This window comes from Mesorhizobium sp. M0862, assembly GCF_040319795.1.
Lineage (GTDB): Bacteria > Pseudomonadota > Alphaproteobacteria > Rhizobiales > Rhizobiaceae > Mesorhizobium.
In genome coordinates this window covers 40758-60727 of sequence record NZ_JAMYOJ010000007.1, presented here as the reverse complement: position 1 = coordinate 60727, position 19970 = coordinate 40758, and the positions used below count along the sequence as shown (strand labels likewise).

The 19970-nt window shown below is 63.9% G+C and carries 22 protein-coding genes and 1 tRNA gene; 8 read left to right on the top strand and 15 right to left on the bottom strand.

Annotation, left to right across the window (positions count from 1 at the left end; all coding sequences use genetic code 11):
- Positions 1 to 53 precede the first annotated feature (53 nt).
- From NKI15_RS12785 to NKI15_RS12775, 3 genes are all read left to right on the top strand, one after another.
- On the top strand, positions 54 to 605 hold the full coding sequence (locus NKI15_RS12785) for a sigma-70 family RNA polymerase sigma factor (protein WP_023671665.1): 552 nt from the start codon (positions 54 to 56) through the stop codon (positions 603 to 605).
- 1 nt (position 606) lies between these two features.
- On the top strand, positions 607 to 1245 hold the full coding sequence (locus NKI15_RS12780; protein WP_023750548.1) for an NrsF family protein: 639 nt from the start codon (positions 607 to 609) through the stop codon (positions 1243 to 1245).
- A gap of 202 nt (positions 1246 to 1447) precedes the next feature.
- A complete protein-coding gene (locus NKI15_RS12775; protein ID WP_050596069.1) occupies positions 1448 to 3382 on the top strand; it encodes a PAS domain S-box protein in 1935 nt (644 codons plus the stop codon).
- 27 nt (positions 3383 to 3409) lie between these two features.
- On the opposite strand, the gene NKI15_RS12770 is transcribed toward NKI15_RS12775, so the two are convergent.
- The 7 genes from NKI15_RS12770 to NKI15_RS12740 all read right to left on the bottom strand — a co-directional run bounded on the left by NKI15_RS12770 (position 3410) and on the right by NKI15_RS12740 (position 8836).
- On the bottom strand, positions 3410 to 4288 hold the full coding sequence (locus NKI15_RS12770; protein WP_023671668.1) for a 3-hydroxybutyryl-CoA dehydrogenase: 879 nt from the start codon (positions 4286 to 4288) through the stop codon (positions 3410 to 3412).
- Positions 4289 to 4408: 120 nt separating this feature from the next.
- Entirely contained in the window at positions 4409 to 5338 is a 930-nt protein-coding gene (locus NKI15_RS12765) for an electron transfer flavoprotein subunit alpha/FixB family protein (protein WP_023685323.1), read from the bottom strand.
- A 20-nt stretch (positions 5339 to 5358) separates the two neighbouring features.
- Positions 5359 to 6108 carry an electron transfer flavoprotein subunit beta/FixA family protein gene (locus NKI15_RS12760; RefSeq protein WP_023694013.1) on the bottom strand — a complete coding sequence of 250 codons (750 nt, stop codon included), beginning with the start codon at positions 6106 to 6108 and terminating at the stop codon, positions 5359 to 5361.
- A 214-nt stretch (positions 6109 to 6322) separates the two neighbouring features.
- The gene (locus NKI15_RS12755; RefSeq protein WP_023750551.1) at positions 6323 to 7123 is read right to left on the bottom strand and encodes a rhomboid family intramembrane serine protease; all 801 of its coding nucleotides are present in this window, start codon (positions 7121 to 7123) and stop codon (positions 6323 to 6325) included.
- 29 nt (positions 7124 to 7152) lie between these two features.
- Entirely contained in the window at positions 7153 to 7734 is a 582-nt protein-coding gene (locus tag NKI15_RS12750; RefSeq protein WP_023750552.1) for a cob(I)yrinic acid a,c-diamide adenosyltransferase, read from the bottom strand.
- Positions 7735 to 7753: 19 nt separating this feature from the next.
- Complete coding sequence (locus NKI15_RS12745; RefSeq protein ID WP_023671673.1) at positions 7754 to 7945, bottom strand: twin transmembrane helix small protein; 192 nt, start codon at positions 7943 to 7945, stop codon at positions 7754 to 7756.
- Positions 7946 to 7969: 24 nt separating this feature from the next.
- Entirely contained in the window at positions 7970 to 8836 is an 867-nt protein-coding gene (locus tag NKI15_RS12740; protein WP_084013621.1) for an SDR family oxidoreductase, read from the bottom strand.
- Positions 8837 to 8896: 60 nt separating this feature from the next.
- On the opposite strand from NKI15_RS12740, the gene NKI15_RS12735 reads away from it, so the two are divergent.
- Positions 8897 to 9748, top strand: a complete 852-nt coding sequence (locus NKI15_RS12735; RefSeq protein ID WP_023671675.1) for a YihY/virulence factor BrkB family protein — start codon at positions 8897 to 8899, stop codon at positions 9746 to 9748.
- Here the strand turns inward: NKI15_RS12735 and NKI15_RS12730 are convergent.
- Positions 9745 to 10620: a DMT family transporter gene (locus NKI15_RS12730; RefSeq protein WP_023671676.1), complete on the bottom strand. Its 876-nt coding sequence runs from the start codon at positions 10618 to 10620 to the stop codon at positions 9745 to 9747. The two genes, NKI15_RS12735 and NKI15_RS12730, sit on opposite strands and share 4 nt — an antisense overlap.
- A 219-nt stretch (positions 10621 to 10839) precedes the next feature.
- On the opposite strand from NKI15_RS12730, the gene NKI15_RS12725 reads away from it, so the two are divergent.
- Entirely contained in the window at positions 10840 to 11127 is a 288-nt protein-coding gene (locus NKI15_RS12725; protein ID WP_352886185.1) for a hypothetical protein, read from the top strand.
- On the opposite strand, the gene gluQRS is transcribed toward NKI15_RS12725, so the two are convergent.
- Positions 11128 to 12003, bottom strand: coding sequence for a tRNA glutamyl-Q(34) synthetase GluQRS (gene gluQRS, locus NKI15_RS12720; protein WP_352886183.1), 876 nt, complete (start codon positions 12001 to 12003; stop codon positions 11128 to 11130).
- A gap of 74 nt (positions 12004 to 12077) precedes the next feature.
- Here gluQRS and NKI15_RS12715 point away from each other — a divergent pair, with 74 nt between their 5' ends.
- Positions 12078 to 12719: a DNA-3-methyladenine glycosylase family protein gene (locus tag NKI15_RS12715; protein ID WP_352886182.1), complete on the top strand. Its 642-nt coding sequence runs from the start codon at positions 12078 to 12080 to the stop codon at positions 12717 to 12719.
- Positions 12720 to 12847: 128 nt separating this feature from the next.
- Positions 12848 to 13405, top strand: a complete 558-nt coding sequence (locus NKI15_RS12710; RefSeq protein ID WP_008874122.1) for an HNH endonuclease — start codon at positions 12848 to 12850, stop codon at positions 13403 to 13405.
- Between the two features lie 266 nt (positions 13406 to 13671).
- On the opposite strand, the gene NKI15_RS12705 is transcribed toward NKI15_RS12710, so the two are convergent.
- Entirely contained in the window at positions 13672 to 14190 is a 519-nt protein-coding gene (locus NKI15_RS12705) for a disulfide bond formation protein B (protein WP_023731053.1), read from the bottom strand.
- Between the two features lie 62 nt (positions 14191 to 14252).
- Entirely contained in the window at positions 14253 to 14837 is a 585-nt protein-coding gene (locus NKI15_RS12700) for a YqaA family protein (RefSeq protein WP_023673756.1), read from the bottom strand.
- Between the two features lie 205 nt (positions 14838 to 15042).
- On the opposite strand from NKI15_RS12700, the gene NKI15_RS12695 reads away from it, so the two are divergent.
- Positions 15043 to 15127: transfer RNA gene (locus NKI15_RS12695), tRNA-Leu, on the top strand.
- Positions 15128 to 15315: 188 nt separating this feature from the next.
- On the opposite strand, the gene NKI15_RS12690 is transcribed toward NKI15_RS12695, so the two are convergent.
- The 4 genes from NKI15_RS12690 to NKI15_RS12675 form a co-directional block, all read right to left on the bottom strand.
- The gene (locus NKI15_RS12690) at positions 15316 to 15891 is read right to left on the bottom strand and encodes a cation efflux transmembrane domain-containing protein (protein ID WP_023673757.1); all 576 of its coding nucleotides are present in this window, start codon (positions 15889 to 15891) and stop codon (positions 15316 to 15318) included.
- 139 nt (positions 15892 to 16030) lie between these two features.
- Positions 16031 to 17182, bottom strand: a complete 1152-nt coding sequence (locus NKI15_RS12685; protein WP_352543171.1) for a YncE family protein — start codon at positions 17180 to 17182, stop codon at positions 16031 to 16033.
- Between the two features lie 75 nt (positions 17183 to 17257).
- Positions 17258 to 18538, bottom strand: a complete 1281-nt coding sequence (locus NKI15_RS12680) for a GNAT family N-acetyltransferase (RefSeq protein ID WP_023673759.1) — start codon at positions 18536 to 18538, stop codon at positions 17258 to 17260.
- The gene (locus NKI15_RS12675; RefSeq protein ID WP_352886180.1) at positions 18538 to 19941 is read right to left on the bottom strand and encodes a lipopolysaccharide biosynthesis protein; all 1404 of its coding nucleotides are present in this window, start codon (positions 19939 to 19941) and stop codon (positions 18538 to 18540) included. The genes NKI15_RS12680 and NKI15_RS12675 overlap by 1 nt, the downstream gene beginning before the upstream one ends.
- Between the last annotated feature and the right edge of the window lie 29 nt (positions 19942 to 19970).

Genomic DNA, 19970 nt, shown 5'->3' with positions numbered 1-19970 from the left:
CCGGACACGTAACAAATCGGTGCCGAGGCGCGAAGATCGGGGAGTGAACTCTTGTGAGCGGCAAGGATGAGGCCGAGCTTTCCCGGCTGATGCGGGCCGCGATCGCGGGAGATGAAAGGGCCTACGCCGACTTTTTGCACCGGATCGCCGCGCTGGTTCGCGGCTTTGCGAGGCGCAAGATCGTACAGGGCGGGGTCGATCCCGAGGATGTCGTGCAGGAAACCTTGCTGGCCATTCATGTGAAACGGCATACCTGGCGCCAGGACGCGCCGGTGTTGCCATGGATCTATGCGATAGCCCGCTTCAAGCTGATCGATGCTTTCCGGCGGCGCGGACGGCGCATCGAAATCGAGATCGACGAGATCGCCGAGACCTTTGCCGAGCCGGAAACCGAGACCGTCAGCGAACGCGACATCAACCGGGCGCTGGACGGACTGCCGGCTGCGCAGCGTTCCGTCGTTTCTTCGATCTCGGTCGACGGCCGCTCCATCGGCGAGACGGCGGCCAGGCTCGGCGTCAGCGAGACGGCGGTGCGGGTGTCGCTGCATCGCGGGCTTGCCGCGATCGCCAAGCGATTTGGGCAGGGGCGCTTCGGGCGGCAGTGACATGAGGACGGAGGATCTCATCAAGGCACTCGACGCCGACACAAGCAGCAAGGCGATGCCGCTGCGCTCGGCCTGGTTGATGGCGGCGGCAGCCGCGGCGGTGATCGCGGCTCTGGTCTTCTTTCTCACCATCGGCCCGCGTCCCGACATCATGACCGCCATGCACACGATGCGGTTCCTGGCGAAGTTCGTGTTCACCATCGTGCTCGCCGTCACCGCCTTTGGCCTGGTCCGGGCGTTGTCGACGCCGGGCGCTTCGACGGCAAGAGCCGCGGCCTGGATGCTGGCGGCGCCGCTGCTGGTGGCCGTGGCGGTGGCTCTCGAACTGTTCATGGTGCCGGAGCCGATGTGGAGCACGCGCATGGTCGGCTCCAACATGATGATCTGCATGGGCTTCATCCCGCTGATCGGAATCGGCCCGCTTGCCGTCTTCCTGCGGATGCTGCGCTATGGAGCGCCGACGCGGCCGGTGTTGGCCGGGGCGGTCGCGGGACTGCTCGCCGGCGGCCTGGCGGCGACCTTCTACGCCGCGCACTGCTTCGACGATTCGCCGCTTTTCGTCGCCACCTGGTATACGCTCGCTATCGCCGTCCTCGCCGGTCTGGGCGCGCTCGGGGGACGGTCCTTCGTGCGCTGGTGACCGGGCCGTTCAAGATCGCCCAATAATCACCGATCCTTAATCATGCCGGCAATTGTTTGCGGGTTCACCGTGTTGCCGGTGGCTCCGGCGCAACCTTTCCTTAAAATCGATCATCCAGTGTTTTTTGCAGAAATGTGTTGCGCATGGGGTGGCATGCACAGTGATGCGACGAGAGCGAAAAAGCCTGCGGGCTGACAGTCACGTGGCTTTGGTGCTTGCGGCCGGAGGGCTTTGCGCTGCCGTGGTCGCGCTCCTGCTGTCGCGGCTCGATGTCAGCGCCGAAGTGCTGAAACTCTGCCTGCAGATATCGGTGCCGGTCGCCGCCGTTGCGCTGATTCTCGCCGCCCTGTTCATTTACCGGATACTGGACGACCGCCGGCAGATCGCCGAAAGCGAGCAGCGTTTCCGCCGCGCCATGGAGGATTCGGCGATCGGCATCGCCATTGTCGGCCTCGACGGCCGCATCCATGAAACCAACCCGGCCTTCGCCGCCATGCTCGGCTATAGCAAGCAGGAGATCGAGGCGCTGACCTTCTTCCAGATCACCCATCCCGACGATGTGCAGATCGGCCGTGAGACGATGGACGGCATGCGGGCGGGCACCGTCAACGCCTTCCACTTCGAAAAGCGCTACCTCAGGAAGGACGGCACGCCGGTATGGGCCCATCTTGCCGGTTCCGTCATTCGCGACGAGAAGAGCGGGAGCCCGCTCTACCTGGTCTCCCAGATCGAGGATATCGATGCGCGCAAGCAATCCGAGGCTCGCATAGCCGAGGCCGAAACGCGCTGGAATTTTGCCCTGGCCAGCGCCGGACAAGGCGTCTGGGATCTTGATATGCGGAAGGGCGGCACCACCTACTCCGCCACCTGGGTGAAGATGCTGGGCTATGCCGATGGCGAACTGGACGGCGACCCCGACCGCTGGCTGGCGATGATCCACCCCGACGATCGCGAAAACGTCGCCGAAGCCGATCGTGCCCATCTGGAGGGCAGGACACCGTTCTTCGAAGCCGAGTTCCGGATGCGCCACAAGGATGGCCACTGGGTCTGGATCCTCGACCGCGGCAAGACGCTCGAACGCGACAAGGACGGACGGCTGGTCAGGGCCATCGGCAGCCTGACCGACATCACCCAGCGCAAGCAAACCGAGGAAAGCCTCATCGTATCGGCGGCAATGCTGGCCGACGAGAAGGAGCGGCTGAGGGTGACGCTGCAGTCGATCGGCGACGCCGTCATCTGCACCGATGCCGCCAACCGCATCACCTTCATGAACCCGGTCGCCGAAAAGCTCACCGGCGTTGTTGGCGCGGAGGCGCTCGGCAAGACGCTTGGCCATGTCTACTGGGCGGTGGACGAAGAAACCGGGCGAAGGATCGGCATGACGCGGCCGGCGCTCGGCAGCGCCAGCCCTGTCGACCAGAACAGTCGCGCCGTCCTCATCCGTCGCGACGACACACGCTGCAGCATCCGCCAGGTGGTGTCGCCGATCATGAACGACCGCCAGGAGTTCTGCGGTCTTGTCATTGTCTTCCAGGACTTCACCGATGCGCGCGCCTTGCAGCGCCAGCTCGCCTATGCCGCGGCGCATGATGCGCTGACTGGCCTTGCCAACCGTTCGAGCTTTATCCGCACCATGGAGGAACTGGTCGACCGGAGCCGCAAGGCCGGCACAGCCAGGCCGGCGGGCGAACATCATTTCATGTTCATCGATCTAGACCATTTCAAGCTGGTCAACGACACTGGCGGGCACGCCGCCGGCGACGCCTTGCTGAAGCGGGTTGCCGAGGCCATTCGCGGTGCGCTTGGGCCGGAGGATATCGTGGCCCGCCTCGGCGGCGACGAATTCGCGGTCATCCTGAAAGCCGGGCCGAGCGCCGGCGCCAGGATTGCCGCACGCTCGGTCATCGACGCCATCCGCGGCCTGCAGTTCAGCTGGGACGGCCGGCCGCATGCGATCGATGCCAGCATTGGGCTGGCGCCAATCCACAGCAACAGCGGTGAAGTCGACGAGATCATCGCCCGGGCCGATGCTGCCTGCTATGCGGCCAAGGCCGCCGGCCGCGGCTGTGTTTCCGTGGCGCCTGACGATACCGGGTCAAGAGGCCAAGCAGAGCCGCCGCTTGCAGCGGCGTCCTGAGGGAGCACGGAACTTTCGTTCTGGTGGTTAGCGCGTCGGAACCGGATGCTCGCCGCGATAGTCGTAGAAGCCGCGCCCGGTCTTGCGGCCGAGCCAGCCGGCCTCGACATATTTCACCAGCAGCGGGCAGGGGCGATATTTCGAATCCGACAGGCCGTCATGCAGCACCTGCATGATCGACAGGCAGGTGTCGAGGCCGATGAAATCGGCGAGCTGCAGCGGTCCCATCGGATGGTTGGCGCCGAGCCGCATGGCGGTGTCGATGGCATCGACCGAGCCGACCCCCTCATAGAGCGTGTAGATCGCCTCGTTGATCATCGGCAACAGAATGCGGTTGACGATGAAGGCCGGAAAATCTTCAGAGACGGTGATCGTCTTGTCGAGCTGTTTCACATAGGCCTTGGCCGCCTCGAAGGTCTGATCCTCGGTAGCGATGCCGCGCACCAGTTCGACCAGCTTCATTAGCGGCACGGGGTTCATGAAATGTATGCCGATAAAACGCTCGGGACGGTCGGTCTGCGCCGCAAGCCGGGTGATCGAAATCGACGAGGTGTTGGTCGCCAGAATGGCTTCCGGGTTGAGCTGGGGACAGAGCTGCGCGTAAATCTTGCGCTTGACCGTCTCGTCCTCGGTCGCCGCCTCGATCACCAGATCGGCACCGGCGAGATCAGCCATGGTGGGGGCTGCGGAAATGCGCGCCATCGCTTCGTTACGCAGCTTTTCCTCAAGCTTGCCGGAGCCGACCTGGCGGGCCATGTTGCCGCTGACCGTGGCAATACCCTTCTCGATACGGTCGGGCGAGACGTCGTAGATCAGCACCTTGAAACCCGAAAGTGCTGATACATGCGCGATGCCGCCGCCCATCTGGCCGGCGCCGATGATGCCGATCGTCTCGATCTTGGCCATTTGCAGCGATCCCGTCGAAAAGGCCTTTGCGGCCTGCTTTTTGTGCAGTGCAAACTAAAAGGGTGGGGCAGCTTCGTCTACCCCACCCTTTCACAATTTAATACGCTTTGGCAGAAAGCGTCAAAGCGCCTTTTGCAGTTCCGGCAGGATGACGAACAGGTCGCCGACCAGGCCATAATCGGCAACCTGGAAGATCGGCGCCTCTTCGTCCTTGTTGATGGCGACGATGACCTTCGAATCCTTCATGCCGGCAAGGTGCTGGATGGCGCCGGAAATGCCGACGGCAATATAGAGGTCAGGCGCCACGACCTTGCCGGTCTGGCCGACCTGCCAGTCATTCGGGGCGTAGCCGGCGTCGACGGCAGCGCGCGAGGCGCCGACGGCTGCACCGAGCTTGTCGGCGACCGGCAGGATGACTTCCTGGAACTTTTCCGAGGAACCGAGCGCGCGGCCGCCCGAAATGATGATCTTGGCCGAGGTCAGCTCCGGACGGTCGGTTTCCGAGAGTTTGTTCTCGACGAAAGTGGAGAGGCCGGGATTGGCCGCGGCCTTGACCGTCTCGACAGCTGCCGAGCCGCCCTCCGGGGCAGCCTGGAAGGAGGCGGTGCGCACAGTGATGACCTTCTTGGCGTCGCTCGACTGCACCGTCTGGATGGCGTTGCCGGCATAGATCGGCCGTTTGAACGTGTCTGGTGAAACCACTTCGATGATTTCGGAGACTTGCGCGACATCGAGCAGGGCCGCCACGCGCGGCGCGACATTCTTGCCCGACGAGGTCGCCGGCGCGATTATGGTGTCGTAGGCGCCGGCCAGCGAGACAACGAGTGCGGCGAGCGGTTCGGCGAGGCGCTCGGCCAGTTCGTCGGCCTCGGCCAGCAGCACCTTGCTCACGCCCTCGAGCTTGGCAGCGGCGTCGGCCGCGCCCTTGGCGCCTTTGCCGGCGACCAGCACATGCACGTCCGAACCGATCTGCAGCGCCGCCGAGAGCGCCTTCGCGGTCTGGTCGGAAAGGCTGGCGTTGTCGTGTTCTGCGATGAGGAGAATGGTCATTTTATCTGTTCCTTCCAGTCTCAGAGCACGCCGGCTTCGTTCTTGAGCTTGTCGACCAGTTCGGCGACACTGTTGACCTTCACGCCTGCCTTGCGGCCGCTGGGCTCCTCGGTCTTGAGCACCTTCAGGCGCGGCCTGACGTCGGCGCCGTAATCGGCCGGGCTCTTTTCGTCGAGCGGCTTCTTCTTGGCCTTCATGATGTTGGGCAGCGAGGCATAGCGCGGCTGGTTGAGGCGAAGATCGGCGGTGATGATCGCCGGCATCTTCAGTTCCACCGTCTGCAGGCCGCCGTCGACTTCGCGCGTCACCTTGGCCTTGTCGCCGTCGAGCACGACCTTGGAGGCGAAAGTGCCCTGTGCCCAGCCGAGCAGGGCGGCCAGCATCTGGCCGGTCTGGTTCGAGTCATCATCGATCGCCTGCTTGCCGAGGATCACGAGACCGGGCTGTTCGGCGTCAACGACGCCCTTCAGCACCTTGGCGACGCCGAGCGGCTCGGTCTGCTCGTCGGTCTTGACCAGGATGGCGCGGTCGGCGCCCATGGCGAGCGCGGTGCGGAGCGTTTCCTGCGCCTGCTGCGGGCCGACCGAAACGACGATGATCTCTTCGGCCTTGCCGGCTTCCTTCAGCCGGAGCGCCTCTTCCACCGCGATCTCGTCGAACGGGTTCATCGCCATCTTGACGTTGGCGAGTTCCACCGCCGAACCATCGGCCTTGACGCGAACCTTGACGTTCGCATCCACAACCCGCTTCACGGGCACAAGGATCTTCATTGTCTGTCACCTCTCCTGAGATATCCGGGCGCGCTATAGCAGCGTGCGCCTCCGCAGAGTTGTCGAAAGCCGACATTCCTGACTGAATTCCGGCCAAACGGAATCCTGGCCGGACGAATTCTGGTCTTCTGCCGCCTAGCGGTGGCGCTCTCCGTAGTTGTGGCGACGCAACACGTCAATATGCCACGGCAGCGGCCAAACTTCTCAAATCGGTTCAGTTGTGGCCGGAAGCGCCACCCCGGCCCCAACGCGTCTCAGGTTGCACGGGAGCGGGACCGGCTGGCGCCGGCCCAGTAGAAGCGGCTGGCTGATCGGCGGGTCCCGGCTCGCCGTCGTCACCGGCGAGCAGCGGCACGCCGCGGCTGCGCATGATGAGCACCAGCACGCCACCGGCAATGATGCCGCCAATATGGCAGGCCCAGGATATCTGGTTTTCGCCGCCGGCGGCAAACATCACCACTTGGAAGCCGATCCACAGGATCAGCGGGATGAAGGCCGGGATACGCAGCGGAATGCGGGCAAAGACCAGCACCCACACTTTCACCCGGGGGTAGAGGACCAGATAGGCGGCGACGACGCCGGCAATGGCGCCGGAGGCGCCGATCAGCGGCACCTCTGAACTCCAGGCGACGAGCCCCTGGAAGAAGGCGCCGGCGATGGCGCAAAGCAGGTAGAAGATGAGGTAGCGGATGTGGCCGAGTGCGTCCTCGACATTATCGCCGAACACCCACAGGAACAGCATGTTGCCGCCGAGATGAAAGATATCGGCATGTAGGAAGGCATAGGTGAGGTAACTCAGGCTCTCCGGAATGACGACGAATTGGGGCGAGAGTTCTGCCGTGTCGTGGACAACCGAAGGGATGAAGCCCAGGCCGAGCACGGCGGCGTTGTTGAAATTTTCGCCGCCGATCGTGGTGATGAGAAAGACCAACGCGTTGGCCGCGATCAGGCCGATCGTCACATATTGCAGCCGGATGTGGCGCAACCTGTTGGAGTCGTAAAGCGGGATGAACATGCCCCAAGCCCTTTCCCGCCTTCGAAAATTCAGCGGTTCCTGCCGGGCACCCATAACACGTCGGCATTTCCGTTGTCATTGACCGCACGAGCGGCGACGAACAGAAAGTCCGAGACGCGGTTTATGTATTTCAGCCCCTCGCGATTGACATGTTCGGCCGGGTCCTGCGCCAGTGCCACCATGATCCGCTCGGCCCGTCGCGCCACGGTGCGGGCAAGATGAAGTGCTGCCGCCGCCGGCGTGCCGCCATTGAGCACGAAGGATTTGAGCGGCTGCAGATCCTTGTTGAGAAGGTCGATATCCTTTTCGACGCGCTCGGTCTGCGAGGCGATGATGCGCAGCGGCTCGTAGCCGAGCGGCTTGCCGTCGTCGGGCACGGCGAGATCGGCGCCGAGGTCGAACAAATCGTTCTGGATGCGGGACAGCATGGCGTCGATGGCGGGATAACTTGCCGCTGTGTGCAGGCGGGCGATGCCGATGCAGGCATTGGCTTCATCGACGGTGCCGTAGGCATCGACGCGCAGGTCGGATTTCAGCCTGCGTTCACCGGTGCCGAGGCCAGTGGTGCCGTCATCGCCCGTGCGGGTGTAGATCTTGTTGAGCTTGACCACGTCGCCTCCCGAACGGCCGTCACTTGCGGGTGAAATACACCACCAGCAGGATCAGTGCCAACGCCAGCGCCTGCAGCAGCACGCGTGCCTGCATCAGCTTGTTCGAGCTCACACCGGAGCCGCCGCGCATCATGTTGATGAGGCCGCGGACAAGCACGATCACCACGGCGACCATGACGAGGACGAGGAGGACTTTGATGACGGTTGCCATGATCTGTTCCCAGTTCTGTTGCGATCAGGCGCGTCCGGCCAGAACGCGGTAGAGCATCGATGCCGGCAGGATGCGCTTGAGCATCACGCCAATCCTGGCCGGCACTGTTACCACATAGTGCGGGCGCGGGCGCCGCGACAGAAGTGCATGGCGCAAGGCCGCATAGACCACCTCCGGCCCCTTTTTCAGCCGTGATGAGCTGCCGCCGGCCCGAAGCCGCGCCAGCTGCGTGGCATAGGCGACGTGGTGGACGGAATTCTCGTGGTCGATGTTTTTCAGGAACCAGAACAGCCCGTTGCTGGCGATTTTCGAGGTCACCGGCCCCGGTTCGATCAGCGAGACATGGATGCCGCTGCCCCTGAGTTCCTGCTGCATGCACAGCATCAGGCCTTCGAGCGCGTGCTTGGAGGCCGAGTAGGCGCCGCGAAAAGGCACCGGCGCGAGCCCAAGGATGGAGGAACAATGAACGAGGCGGCCATGTCCCTGGCGACGCATTACCGGTACGATGCGTCGGGTGAGGTCGTGCCAGCCGAAGAAATTGGCCTCGAACTGCTCGCGCAATGCCGCAACCGGCAGGTCTTCCACGGCGCCGGGCTGTGCATGGGCGCCGTTGTTGAACAGGGCGTCGAGGCGTCCGCCTGTCCGCTCCAGCACCGAGCCCACAAGGGCTTCGATAGAGTCCGGCTCACGGTAATCGAGGTAAAACGCTTCGATGCCATCGGCTTCGAGTGCGGCTATGTCTTCAGGCTTGCGCGCCGTTGCAAGCACCCGCCAGCCATCCGCCTTCAGCGCACGGGCGCAGTGGGCGCCTATCCCGGACGAGGCGCCGGTGACGATGATGGTGCGCAACTCTTTGGCAGGCGGCGTCGTGGTTTGAGCAAGGGTTGCCATTTGCCACAATCCCTTCCCATATTCGCGGCGTCGAGACAATCGAAGGGAACGCGGCTCTTGATGCGGAATATCGTCGTGCTGCGCCGCGTGCTCTATGACGCGCTTGGCCATTTCAACACCGATGACGGCTGGGCCATGGCCAGCCATCTGGCGATCACTTCGCTGATGGCGCTGTTCCCGTTCCTGATCTTCGCCACCACGCTGGCGAGCTTCCTCGGCGCGCAGGCGTTCGCCGATACTGCCGTGCACCTGGTCTTCGACACCTGGCCCGAACAGATCGCCAAGCCTATCGCGCGCGAAGTGCTCAACGTGCTGACCGTGCGGCGCACCGATCTTTTGACCTACGGCGTGCTGCTGGCGGCCTATTTCGCCTCCAACGGCATCGAGGCACTGCGCACCTCGCTCAACCGCGCCTACCGCGTCGCCGAAACGCGCGGCATCATCTACCGCCGGGTGCAGAGCATTTTCTTCGTGCTGATCGCGACGGCCGGTTTCCTGGCGATCAGCGTGCTCCTGGTCTTTGCGCCTTTGCTGGCGCGGCTGGCGGAAGCTCATTTCGAGTGGATCAAACCCTATACGGGCACGATCACGCTGTGGCGCTACGTCATCGCCTCAACCGTCATCATTGGTGGCTTGTTTGCCGTCCACTACTGGCTGCCGGCGGGCAAGCGCCGCTTTGTCTCGCTGGTGCCTGGCATCATTTTCACTCTGGCTGCGTGGCTTGTCGGCTCGACGATGTTCGCGACCTACCTCGACCATTTCTCGTCCTATGTGACGACCTATGCCGGCCTCGCCTCGATCATGATCGCCGTGGTTTTCCTCTATATGCTGTCGGCGATCTTCATCCTCGGCGGCGAACTCAATGCGGCGATCAGCCGCTTTCTCGAAGCGCGCGCACGTGTCGGCAGCTAGGTTTTGGCTGGCCGAGCCGTGGCCAGCCCGACGCCGAGCGTCGCGATTGCCATGCCGACGATCTGCACGAGGCTGAGCCGTTCGCCGAACAGCGCCCAGGCGATGACAGCGGTGACGGCCGGCACCAGGTAGAACAGCGACGCGACCTTCGACATCTCGCCGTCGCGGATCATCACCATCAGCAGGAAGATGGCGCCGATCGACAGCACCAGGACCAGCCAGGCCATGGCGAAGATCAGTTCGCCGTTGATGATCACCGTGTGGGTCTCCAGTGCCAGCGAAGCCAGGATCATCAGCGAGCCGCCGCCAATATATTGCCACATCGTCGCCGCCACCAGGTCGCCACCCGAGGCATAGCGCTTCTGCCAGATGGTCCCGGCGCTCATCCCCAGCACCGAGACCAGCGACGCCGCCAGGGTTTCGGGCGTAACGCCGCCGCCTAGAGCGCCGAGCTTTGGCCACAGCACGATGATCACCCCCACAAGGCCGACGGCAAGGCCGGCCCAGTGGCGCGGCAGGATGGCCTCTCCGAGGAACCGGCCGGCAAGCACGGCCGTGATCAGTGGCTGCAGGCCGACGATCAGCGCCGAAAGCCCGGCGGGCATGCCCCTGTGGATCGCCCAGAACACCGCGCCGAGATAGATGCCATGCATGAGGATGCCAGAGACCGTGGCGTGAAGCGCTTCTGCCCTTGTGGCTCGCTTCGAGCCAAGCACGAGCATCAGGCCGGCGAGCAGCAAGGCGGCGATGACAAAGCGGGCTGCCAGAAAGGTGAAGGGCTCCGCCCAGGGCATGGCGTAGCGCGCGCCGATGAAACCTGTCGCCCACAGGACGACAAACGAGGCGGGGATGAACCGCTTGAGACTGTGCATTTTCGGGGAAGCCGTTTCCGGTGGAGAGGTCCGATTCGGTGAAGAGACAAATACGGCAATTGCTCTAATGCGGTTCAATCCGGCAAGCAAAGTGAAACAATTGGTACATAAGCTCATCCTGATTTAGGGGGTGGCCGAGTTCAAAGGGCGGCGTCAGGGCAATCGACTTCTGTCGATCGATCCGGCGACATGGCGTTTCGGCTTCGACAGGGAGCGCGCATGCTGTTGCATCTCGACACAAGCTGGCTGTTGATGACGGTGGCGAGTGTGGCCGTCTTCGGCTTCTTCTTCGGTTCAGCGCTCGACGCCATCATGCAGGAGGACGGTTTTGGGTCGACCGGCAACACATTGCTGTTCACGCTCGGCTTTTTCGTCGCGGTCATGGCCGCGAACGAACATGGCATCGTCCTGAGAGATCTGAAGCTCGCGGTTGCCTGGGGACTGGGCGGCGCCTTCGTGTTTATCGGCGCGTTGGCGCTGCTCAAGGCGGGGCTGGCCCGGCTTTAGTCATAGCCCGACCAGCCGCCTGACATCGTCCGGCGACATGCCTGCCTGCCTCAGCGCGGCAAGGCCGGTATCAGCAAAACTCTTCGACAGTTTGCGCCCATCCGGTCCGAGTATGAGACGGTGGTGGAAATACTGCGGCTGGCCGAGGCCGAGCAGTTCCTGCAGCAGGCGCTGGATGCCGGTCGCGGAATAAAGGTCGCGGCCACGCACGACATGGCTCACACCTTGCAGGGCGTCGTCAACGACGACGGCCAAGTGATAGCTGGTCGGGATGTCGCGGCGCGCCAGAATGACGTCGCCCCAGTCCTGCGGACGCGCCTCGACTCGCTGCGTCGCCGAAAGCGTCTCGTTGGTGAATTCGCGCCAGGACAAATCCGTGCCGACGCGCGCCAGCGCTGCATCAATGTCGAGGCGCCAGGCGAAGGGCGCATTTTCGGCGATGCGGCGGTTGCGTTCGCTGACCGGCAGCGCCTTGTCGGCGGCGGGATAAAGCGGCACGCCGTCCGGGTCGCGCGGCCAGCCGCGGCCGCGCTTTTCGCTGTCGGCGATGAAGGCCCTGATCTCGCCACGGCTCATAAAGGCAGGGTAGACGAGTTCTTCGCGGACCAGCCGGTCGAGCACGGCCCGGTAGTCGGAGAAATGCTCGGCCTGGCGCCGCACCGGCTGTTCCCATTCGAGACCTAACCATTCGAGGTCCCGAAAGATGCCGGCCTCGAATTCAGGCGTGCAGCGGATCGTGTCGATGTCCTCGATGCGCAGCAGCAGGCGGCCGCCGGCCGCACGCGCCAGTTGCTGGTTGAGCAGTGCCGAATAGGCATGGCCGAGATGCAGTTCGCCATTCGGGCTCGGCGCGAAGCGGAATGTCAGGAGCGTCATCTCACAAGCGGCAATCGGGTTGTGCAGCGGTTTTGCCAATTGCTACCGTGCGGCCGGTTCAGGAACAAGAAAACATGCAACGCATCGCGACACTGGACGATATTGCGCGCGGGTTGGATGCGCTTTGCGCAATCGATCCGCGCCTGGAAAAGGTGCGCGGCATGGCCGGCGAGGTGCCGCTGCGGCTGTCGGAACCCGGTTTTCGAAGCCTGGCCTCCATTATCGTTTCGCAACAAGTATCCCGTGCGAGCGCCGATGCGATTTTCGGCCGGCTGGTGAAACTGGTCGATCCGCTAACGCCGCAGGCGATCCTTGCCGCCGGCGAGGACATGTTTCGCGAGGCCGGGCTGTCGCGGCCGAAGCAGCGCGGTCTGATCGCGGTTGCGCAGGCCGTGGTTGAGGGGCTCGACCTGCATCACCTCTGTTCGCTCGACGCCGAAGAGGCGATCGCGGCTATGATCGCGGTGCCGGGCATCGGCCCGTGGACGGCGCAAGTCTATCTCCTGTTTGCCGCCGGCCACCCCGATATTTTCCCCGCGCGCGACGTCGCGCTGCAGAGCGCGGTCGGCCACGCGCTCGGTATCGAGCCGCGTCCGCCGGAGAAAACGCTGATCGCTCTGGCCGAATCATGGAGCCCGTGGCGAGGTGTCGCATCGCGGCTTTTCTGGTCCTATTATCGCGAAACCAGGGGCCGGGACGCGGCACCTCCGGCCTGAAACCGCAAAAAAGCATGAAAACCCTGCATTTTTGCCGCGTTTGGCTGATGACAATCCGCTTCACATCCCTGTCATGTCGGGCTTACAGTATCCGCGCCGATCGGTTCTAGAACGAGGAGGTCAACAAGGTGACGGTTGCCGTATCTCCGGATGGGCTTCCTGCGCTGGTGCTGAATGCGGATTACCGTCCGCTCAGCTATTACCCGTTGTCGCTCTGGTCCTGGCAGGATGCCATCAAGGCGGTGTTCCTCGATCGGGTCAACATCGTCGCCGAATACGAGCATGCGGTGTCTTCGCCGACCTTTTCGATGAAGCTGCCCAGCGTCGTCAGCCTGAAGGCCTATGTGAAGCCGTCGAGGCACCCGGCATTCACCCGCTTCAACGTGTTCCTGCGCGACCGCTTCCAGTGCCAGTATTGCGGCACGCCCGAGGATCTGACCTTCGACCACGTCATCCCGCGCCATCGCGGCGGGGCGACGACGTGGGAGAATGTCGTGGCCGCCTGTTCACCCTGCAATCTGAGGAAGGGCGGCATGATGCCGGCGCACGCCAAGATGTGGCCGCTGCAGAAGCCCTACCAGCCGACCGTGCACGACCTGCACAACAATGGCCGGCTGTTCCCGCCTAACCATCTGCATGAAAGCTGGATGGATTATCTCTACTGGGATGTGGAGTTGGAGCCGTAGGGATTGGCGCGATCGGCCTTGCCAGGGCAATCGCCGATGTCAGGTGCTGCCCCTCATCCGGCTGCCGCCACCTTCTCCCCGTATAGTGACGGGGAGAAGGGAATTGGCTGCAAATTTGGCGCCCTTCTTTCAGCGTTCGGGATTGGCGAAACCATTGATGACTGCGTCTTTTTCCCCGTCACTATACGGGGAGAAATGCCCGGCAGGGCAATGAGGGGCGGTGCCAACATTTAGAGACTGGCCGTATGGCGCGACCTCGCACTTGATTAATCGCGGGCCAGCGCGCCGCGAAAGGCGATGGCGGCGAGGATGAAGCTGGCGATGGCGTTCCAGCCGGCCAGCGACAGGCCGAGGATACGAAGGGCTGCCTTGTCGCAGGATGGCGGCACGAATTTGTCGAGCGCGTCGAGCACGCCCTTGCCGCCGGTGTCGACCGGGCCGGCGCCGGCCGTGCAATCGGCCGGGCCCTGCCACCAGGCCCATTCGACGCCCGAATGATAGACGCCGAGATAGAGGCCATAGAGCATCAGCAGGCCGCCGACGGCAAGCAGGCCGCGCGTCAGCCATGCGGGCGCGCTAAGCATCGAGGCGATCACCGCCAGCAGCATCAGCGGGGCGCCGATATAATAGGGCGTGCGCTGCTCCAGGCACAGATGGCAGGGGATGTAGCCGCCTATGTGCTGGAAGGCGAGCGCGGAGCCGACCGTGGCGGCCATGGCGACGGCGAGAAACAAAGCGGTGCGCGTCCGCTGGCGTCCGGTATCGGCTGTCATCGTGGCTGTCATGTTTCGTCCGTTGAATTCGCCGTCCGCCGGCATAGTCCTGACCCACCGCCCGCCTTGGGCGGTCAGAAGGCGTATTTGACGACGATATAGAGCAAAATCAGGGCAGCGGCGCCGGCGCCGACGATCAATCCCAAACGCTTCTCGATGAATTCCTTGATCTCTTCGCCATAGCGGCGCAGCAGCCAGGCAAGAAGCAGGAAACGAGCGCCACGCGCCAGGATGGCGGAGACGATGAAGACGAAAAGATTGACGTGGAGGGCGCCTGCCAGAATGGTGACCACCTTGATCGGCGGCAGGTGGGCGGCACCCGATGTGACAAGCAGCACCAGCATCAGCCCGGTGCCGGCCGACTGCCACCTCTCGAACGCGTCAAGGCCGCCAAAGTGCTCCAGCATCGGCCGTGCTATCGTGTCGTAGGCATAGTAACCGATCAGCCAGCCGGCAATGCCGCCCAGCACCGACGCGACAGTGGCGGTCAGCGCGTAGCGATAGGCGCGTTCGGGCCGCGCCAAAGCCATGGGCAGGTACAAGACGTCGGCAGGTATGAAAAACACCGAGCTTTCGACGAAAGCGATGAAGGCCAGCCACCATTCGGCGGATTTGCGGGCCGCCAGCGACAAGGTCCAGTCGTAAAGTCCGCGAAGCATCGGCTCTCCTGGATGCAGGTTGCCACACGCAACGCGCTTTGATGCGCGTCTGTCTAGAAAGATTTTCCGCGCCGCACAATGGCAGGAGCGTCACGAAACAGAAAGGCGGGCTTTTGCCGCAAGCAGGGCACGGCGGCGCATTTGGCCAGTTGACGAACAGGCCTCCAACCGTATAGTCCGCGCCCATCCAGGCCTTTGGGCCTGAGCCCCTATGGCGGAATTGGTAGACGCGCTCGACTCAAAATCGAGTTCCGCAAGGAGTGCTGGTTCGATTCCGGCTAGGGGCACCATTTTTGATCTCACGCCAGTTCGCTTCGCTCATGGGCTCCGATGGGGCGGCCTGACCGGCCGACGGGCGGTCGCCCTTGCGAAACCTCCGGGTTCGAACAGTGCCTCGAACACAGAGCCAACCGCGGCTGCTGAGGATGACAGCGATAGCGCCAATCAGCGGCGGCCGGTAGCCCCGCTCTACGTGCTCTCAGGCCGCCGCACGGTGTTCTTCACGGGCAGCTTCCCACACTTCGCGGGCCGCGTCGGCGTTCATGACCGCGATCCCCAATCCCACCGCCAAATCGGGCCACGCGGAATGCCAGAGCAAGGCCGTGACCAACCCTGCGGCAATAATGGCGATGTTGGCCAAGGCGTCGTTGCGGGCCGACAGGAAGGCCGCCTTTGTGAGGCTGCCGCCACGATGCCGGTGCGCGGCCAGCATGTAGGCACAGGACAGGTTGACGGCGAGAGCGCCAAGTCCCGCCAAGGTCAAGGCGATGGGCTGCGGCGGCACCGGCACGTTGAACTTCTCCCAAGCCGTCCAGAGCGTTGCCAGACCCGGCATGAGAAGGATGAGCGCCAATGCCATCCCCACCCGCGCACGGGAGCGCACAGACCACCCAAGTGCGAGCAGGATAAGGAGGTTCACGGAAGCATCTTCAAGAAAGTCGATGCTGTCGGCGAACAGGGACACTGATCCAATGGCGAGCGCCACAGCGAACTCGATCCCGAAATAGGCAAGATTGAGAAGCGCGACGATGAGGACGATGCGGCGAAGGTTCATCTTCTGGCAGTATCCGAAACCAGTGTGTGGAGCTACAGCTTCGCGGTTTCCAAGGAAAGCCCCTGCTCGTTCCGGGTCCCGGCCGATGGGCGGTTGCCCTTGCGACCTTTTGCGTTCGAGCCGCGCCTCGAACACGGACTTAGCGCATATTCCCCGTATGCCCTTGCGAATACCGCCCCGGCTGTGGCCACACCGTCAGGCCGTGCGGCTCTGAGCCAACCCGAAACTTGGTCACCGCGCCTGATGTCGTGTCGATCATGTAGGCGGCACTGTCGAAGCGGCCGGACAGCCATAGTTGTTTGCCGTCGGCGCTGACGTTGCCCATGTCGGGGCTGCCGCCGCCGGGGATCGGCCATTGCGTGACGACCGCGCGGGTAGCGAAGTCGATCACCGTCACGCTGCCCGGTCCCTTTGCCTGGCCCTGCTCCATCTTGTGCGAGCCCCGGTTCGAGACATAGAGCCGCTTGCCGTCGCGGCTGACGACGAAGCCATGGGCGCCGATGCCGGCCGGGATGAAGCCGATTTCCTTGAAACTGTCGCCATCGACGAGGAACACGCCGTCATTCATCATGTCGGCGACGTAAAAAACCTTGCCGTCGGGCGAGAGGCGGATGTCCTGCGGCATGCCCATTTTCGAGAAGTCGAGATGGCCAAGCACCTTCTGGTTCTTCAGGTCGATCTTTGCCAATCCGCCATTGCCGTATTCGCAGGTGAAGATCGCGTAGGCCCCGTCGACCGAGAATTCGGCGTGGTTGATGCCGGGGCAAGTGGGCGTCGGCAGGCTCGACATTAGCGCCATGGTGTGAGGATCGCGGAAATCGAGCCGCTCCAGGGCTTCGTCGACGACGATGGCCGCGCCCGGCATGAAATACAAATTGTAGGGATCGTCCACGGCGATCTGCGGGCCGGGCTTGCCGGTCATCGGGTCGATCGGCGTCAGGCTGCCGTTCTTGCCGGTGCCATTGTTGGCGACCCAGAGCGTCTTCAGGTCCCAGGACGGCACGACGTGCTGCGGTTTGCTGCCGACCGGGAACCTGTCGACTTCCTTGAGTGTCATGGTGTCGATCACCGTGACGCTGTTGGAGGAGCGGTTCGGCACATAGACGCGCGGCAGTGCACCCAGCGTGGCCGGGCTGAGATGGCTGGCGGCGGTGTGGCTGTAGATGTTGATGGACGGCGCGGGCTCGCTGCAATCCTCGGGACAGCTATCGGCCCAGGCGCGGACAGGCAGCAGCGCAAGCAGCAAAAAGGCCGCACGGGGACCGGCGTGACGCAAAAAGGTTCTGATCATCAGGATGGCTTGTCGTGAAGGCCGGCCGAAATTGCCGCCGGAGCCATAGCTGGTGTCTTGCCGTTGATCCAGTGGCTATCGCCGTCCCAGCAAACTCTTCACGCGGTTGCGCAGCAGACGGGCCATGTTGCGGGTCTCGCGGTAGAGATGCAGCTGCGAGGCGGCCTGGCGGGCGAGGCGGTCGGCATCCGGCGTCAGTCCGATCACCAGCGAGCCCATCGGCTTGCGCTCGCTCCACAGCCGGCTCATCACCGGGTGGTCGGGCACGGCGCAGGAATCCGTCATCATGATGTTGGGGTCGTCGAGATGCTGCCTGGTCACCTCGATCATCAGCAGCGTGCCCGGCGAATAGGTCGCCAGCGTCTCGTCATAGGCGGTCTTCCAGGTGTAGGCGACGCCGGCTTCGACGAAGACGACCAGGCAGGCGATCGTGCGGCCGTCCAGCGTCAGCGAATGGATGCGGCACATGTCGTGCTCGGCCAGCCGGTGCACGGCTTCGCGGGCAAAGGCGGCGCGGTAGCGGTCGATGGCCATGGCGGTGCGCTCGCGGCCCTTCCAGCCGGCCGCCTCCAGCGTCAGGAAACTTTCGATGGCGTGGCGGATTTCGTCCGGTCCCCGCGCCACGATATGTTCCAGCCTGCCGAGATCCCCCAGGCGCCGTTTCAGGCGGCGGAATTCGCGGTAGTGGTGCGCGCGCAGCGATGCTTTCAAATAGGCCTCGCCGTCGAGGGTGCTTTCGAGCACCGGCCGGTCCGCCTTGCCGGTGGTGACCATTGTCAGGCCGCGCGTCTCGGCAACGGTGGCCAGCACGCTGGCCAACGGGCCGTCGAGGCGCATGTCGGGCAGCACGAAGACCTTCGGCAGCTTCAGATGCGGCCGCGACAGCATGCCGAAGAAATCCTCGACGACGCCGATCGGGTCGTCATGGTCGACCAGCGGCGTGCCGATCGGGCCGAACGGGCTCGACCAGGTGCGCATCACCGGAACGCCGAGCGGCACGGCCGGCCGTTCGACCGAGAACGGCACCAGCAGGCGCAGCCGGTTGCGGTATTCGTCGCCGTCGCGGATCACCGCCAGCTTGACCTCGCGATCTTCCAGCCTGGGCATGGCCGGCGCCAGAAAGCGCGGGTTGAAGAAAACGTTGGGCTCGATCGTGCGGGTGCACAGATAGTCGAGTTCCTCGACCAGTTCGAAGCCGGCCGAAGCCGGATAGATCGCCAGCTTGCGCAGCGGCCGGTTGTTGGCGAGGATCTCAAGGTGCGCCGGATCGGCGTCGCGCGCCAGGCCGGCAAGGCCGGACACCATGGCGCCGGCCGGACCGCCGCTGGTTTCCTCGATCAGCGGGATGGCGGCCATCAGGCGGCTTCCTCGGCAGCGGGCACGAAGATCAGCATGACGATGCCGAGCTTGCGCCAGACGGTGAAGGACAGGGCGCTGGCCTCGAAGACCATGGCGAGGCTGGTGGCGATCGCCGCCCCCCACAGGCCAAAGAGCGGGATCAGCACCACGTTGAGACCGATGTTGAAGGCCAGCGTCGTGGCATAGACGGCGGCGCAGATGTTCTGGTTGCCGCTCATCGTCAGAAGGCTTTCGCAAGGGCCGACGGCGGCGCGCGCCACGACGCCGAAGACCAGCAGGAACAGCAGCGGATAGCCGGCGGTGAATTCGGGACCGAACAGCACCAGCATCGGCTCGCCGAGCGCCAGCACCAGCAGCGCCATCAGCAGCGACGGCCAGAAGGTCCACGACACGGTCTCGCGGGCGAAGGCGGCGAGCCTTTCCGGCTCGCCGTGGGTGAACTGCGCAAAGCGCTGGGCAACACCGGCCTTGACGGAGAAATAGACGAAATGCACCAGCGCCAGCGTCTTGACGGTGGCGAAATAGACGGCGACGTCATTGGGCTGGAGATAGGCGCCGACCATCAGCACGTCGGCGTTGGTGAGCAGGAAGAAGAAGCTCTCGACCAGGAAGATCGGCAGCGAGACGATGAACCACTCGGCGAAATGCACCTTCATCGGCCCGGCCGGGATATTCCTGCCCATGCGTGTGGTCACGCCGATGATCTGGCCGAGCGTGGTGGCGTAGGTGGCGGCGATCGAGGCGAAGATCGCGGTCCTGGCGTCGGGCGCATAGCCCATTGCCAGCATCAGCGCCATCAGCGCCAGGATCAGCACCGGCCGCACCAGATAGGTCGGCGACAAGGCAAACAGCGCCCAGGAATTGGCCCGTGACTGGCCTTGCAGCAGGTCGCCCATGGCAATCATCGGCAGGCAGAACAGGCCGAGGATAAAGGGCATGACATAGTAGCTCTCGATCCAGTTCGCGCACAGCCAGACGCCCAGTGCGCCAAGTCCGGCGATCGCGGTCGAGGCAATCAGCACGAACAGGCGGCTGGCGACTACGATGCCGCGCAGTTCGGCGAGCATGTTGCGTTCGCGGTATTCGGGGATGAAGCGGATGACCGAAGTGTGGAAGCCGAGGCAGGCAAGGTTGCCGACGATGACCATCGTCACCCAGACGAGGACGAAGATGCCGTATTCGAACGAGCCCATCCAGCGCGCCATCAGCACCTGGCTGATGAAGGCGATGACGGCGCTGACGATGCGGATGGCAAAGGCGATCAGCGACATGCGCCCGGCTTCGCCGCGCTCGTCGGCGGTGAACAGCACCGCATCGATGCGGCCAAGCAACGGCCCTATGCGCAGCGCCAAGCGCTGCGGCAAGAACCGCCCGGCCGTCGTCGCCGCGGAAAAGCGCACCCCGATGTCTCTCCGTTTTCCGCCTGTTT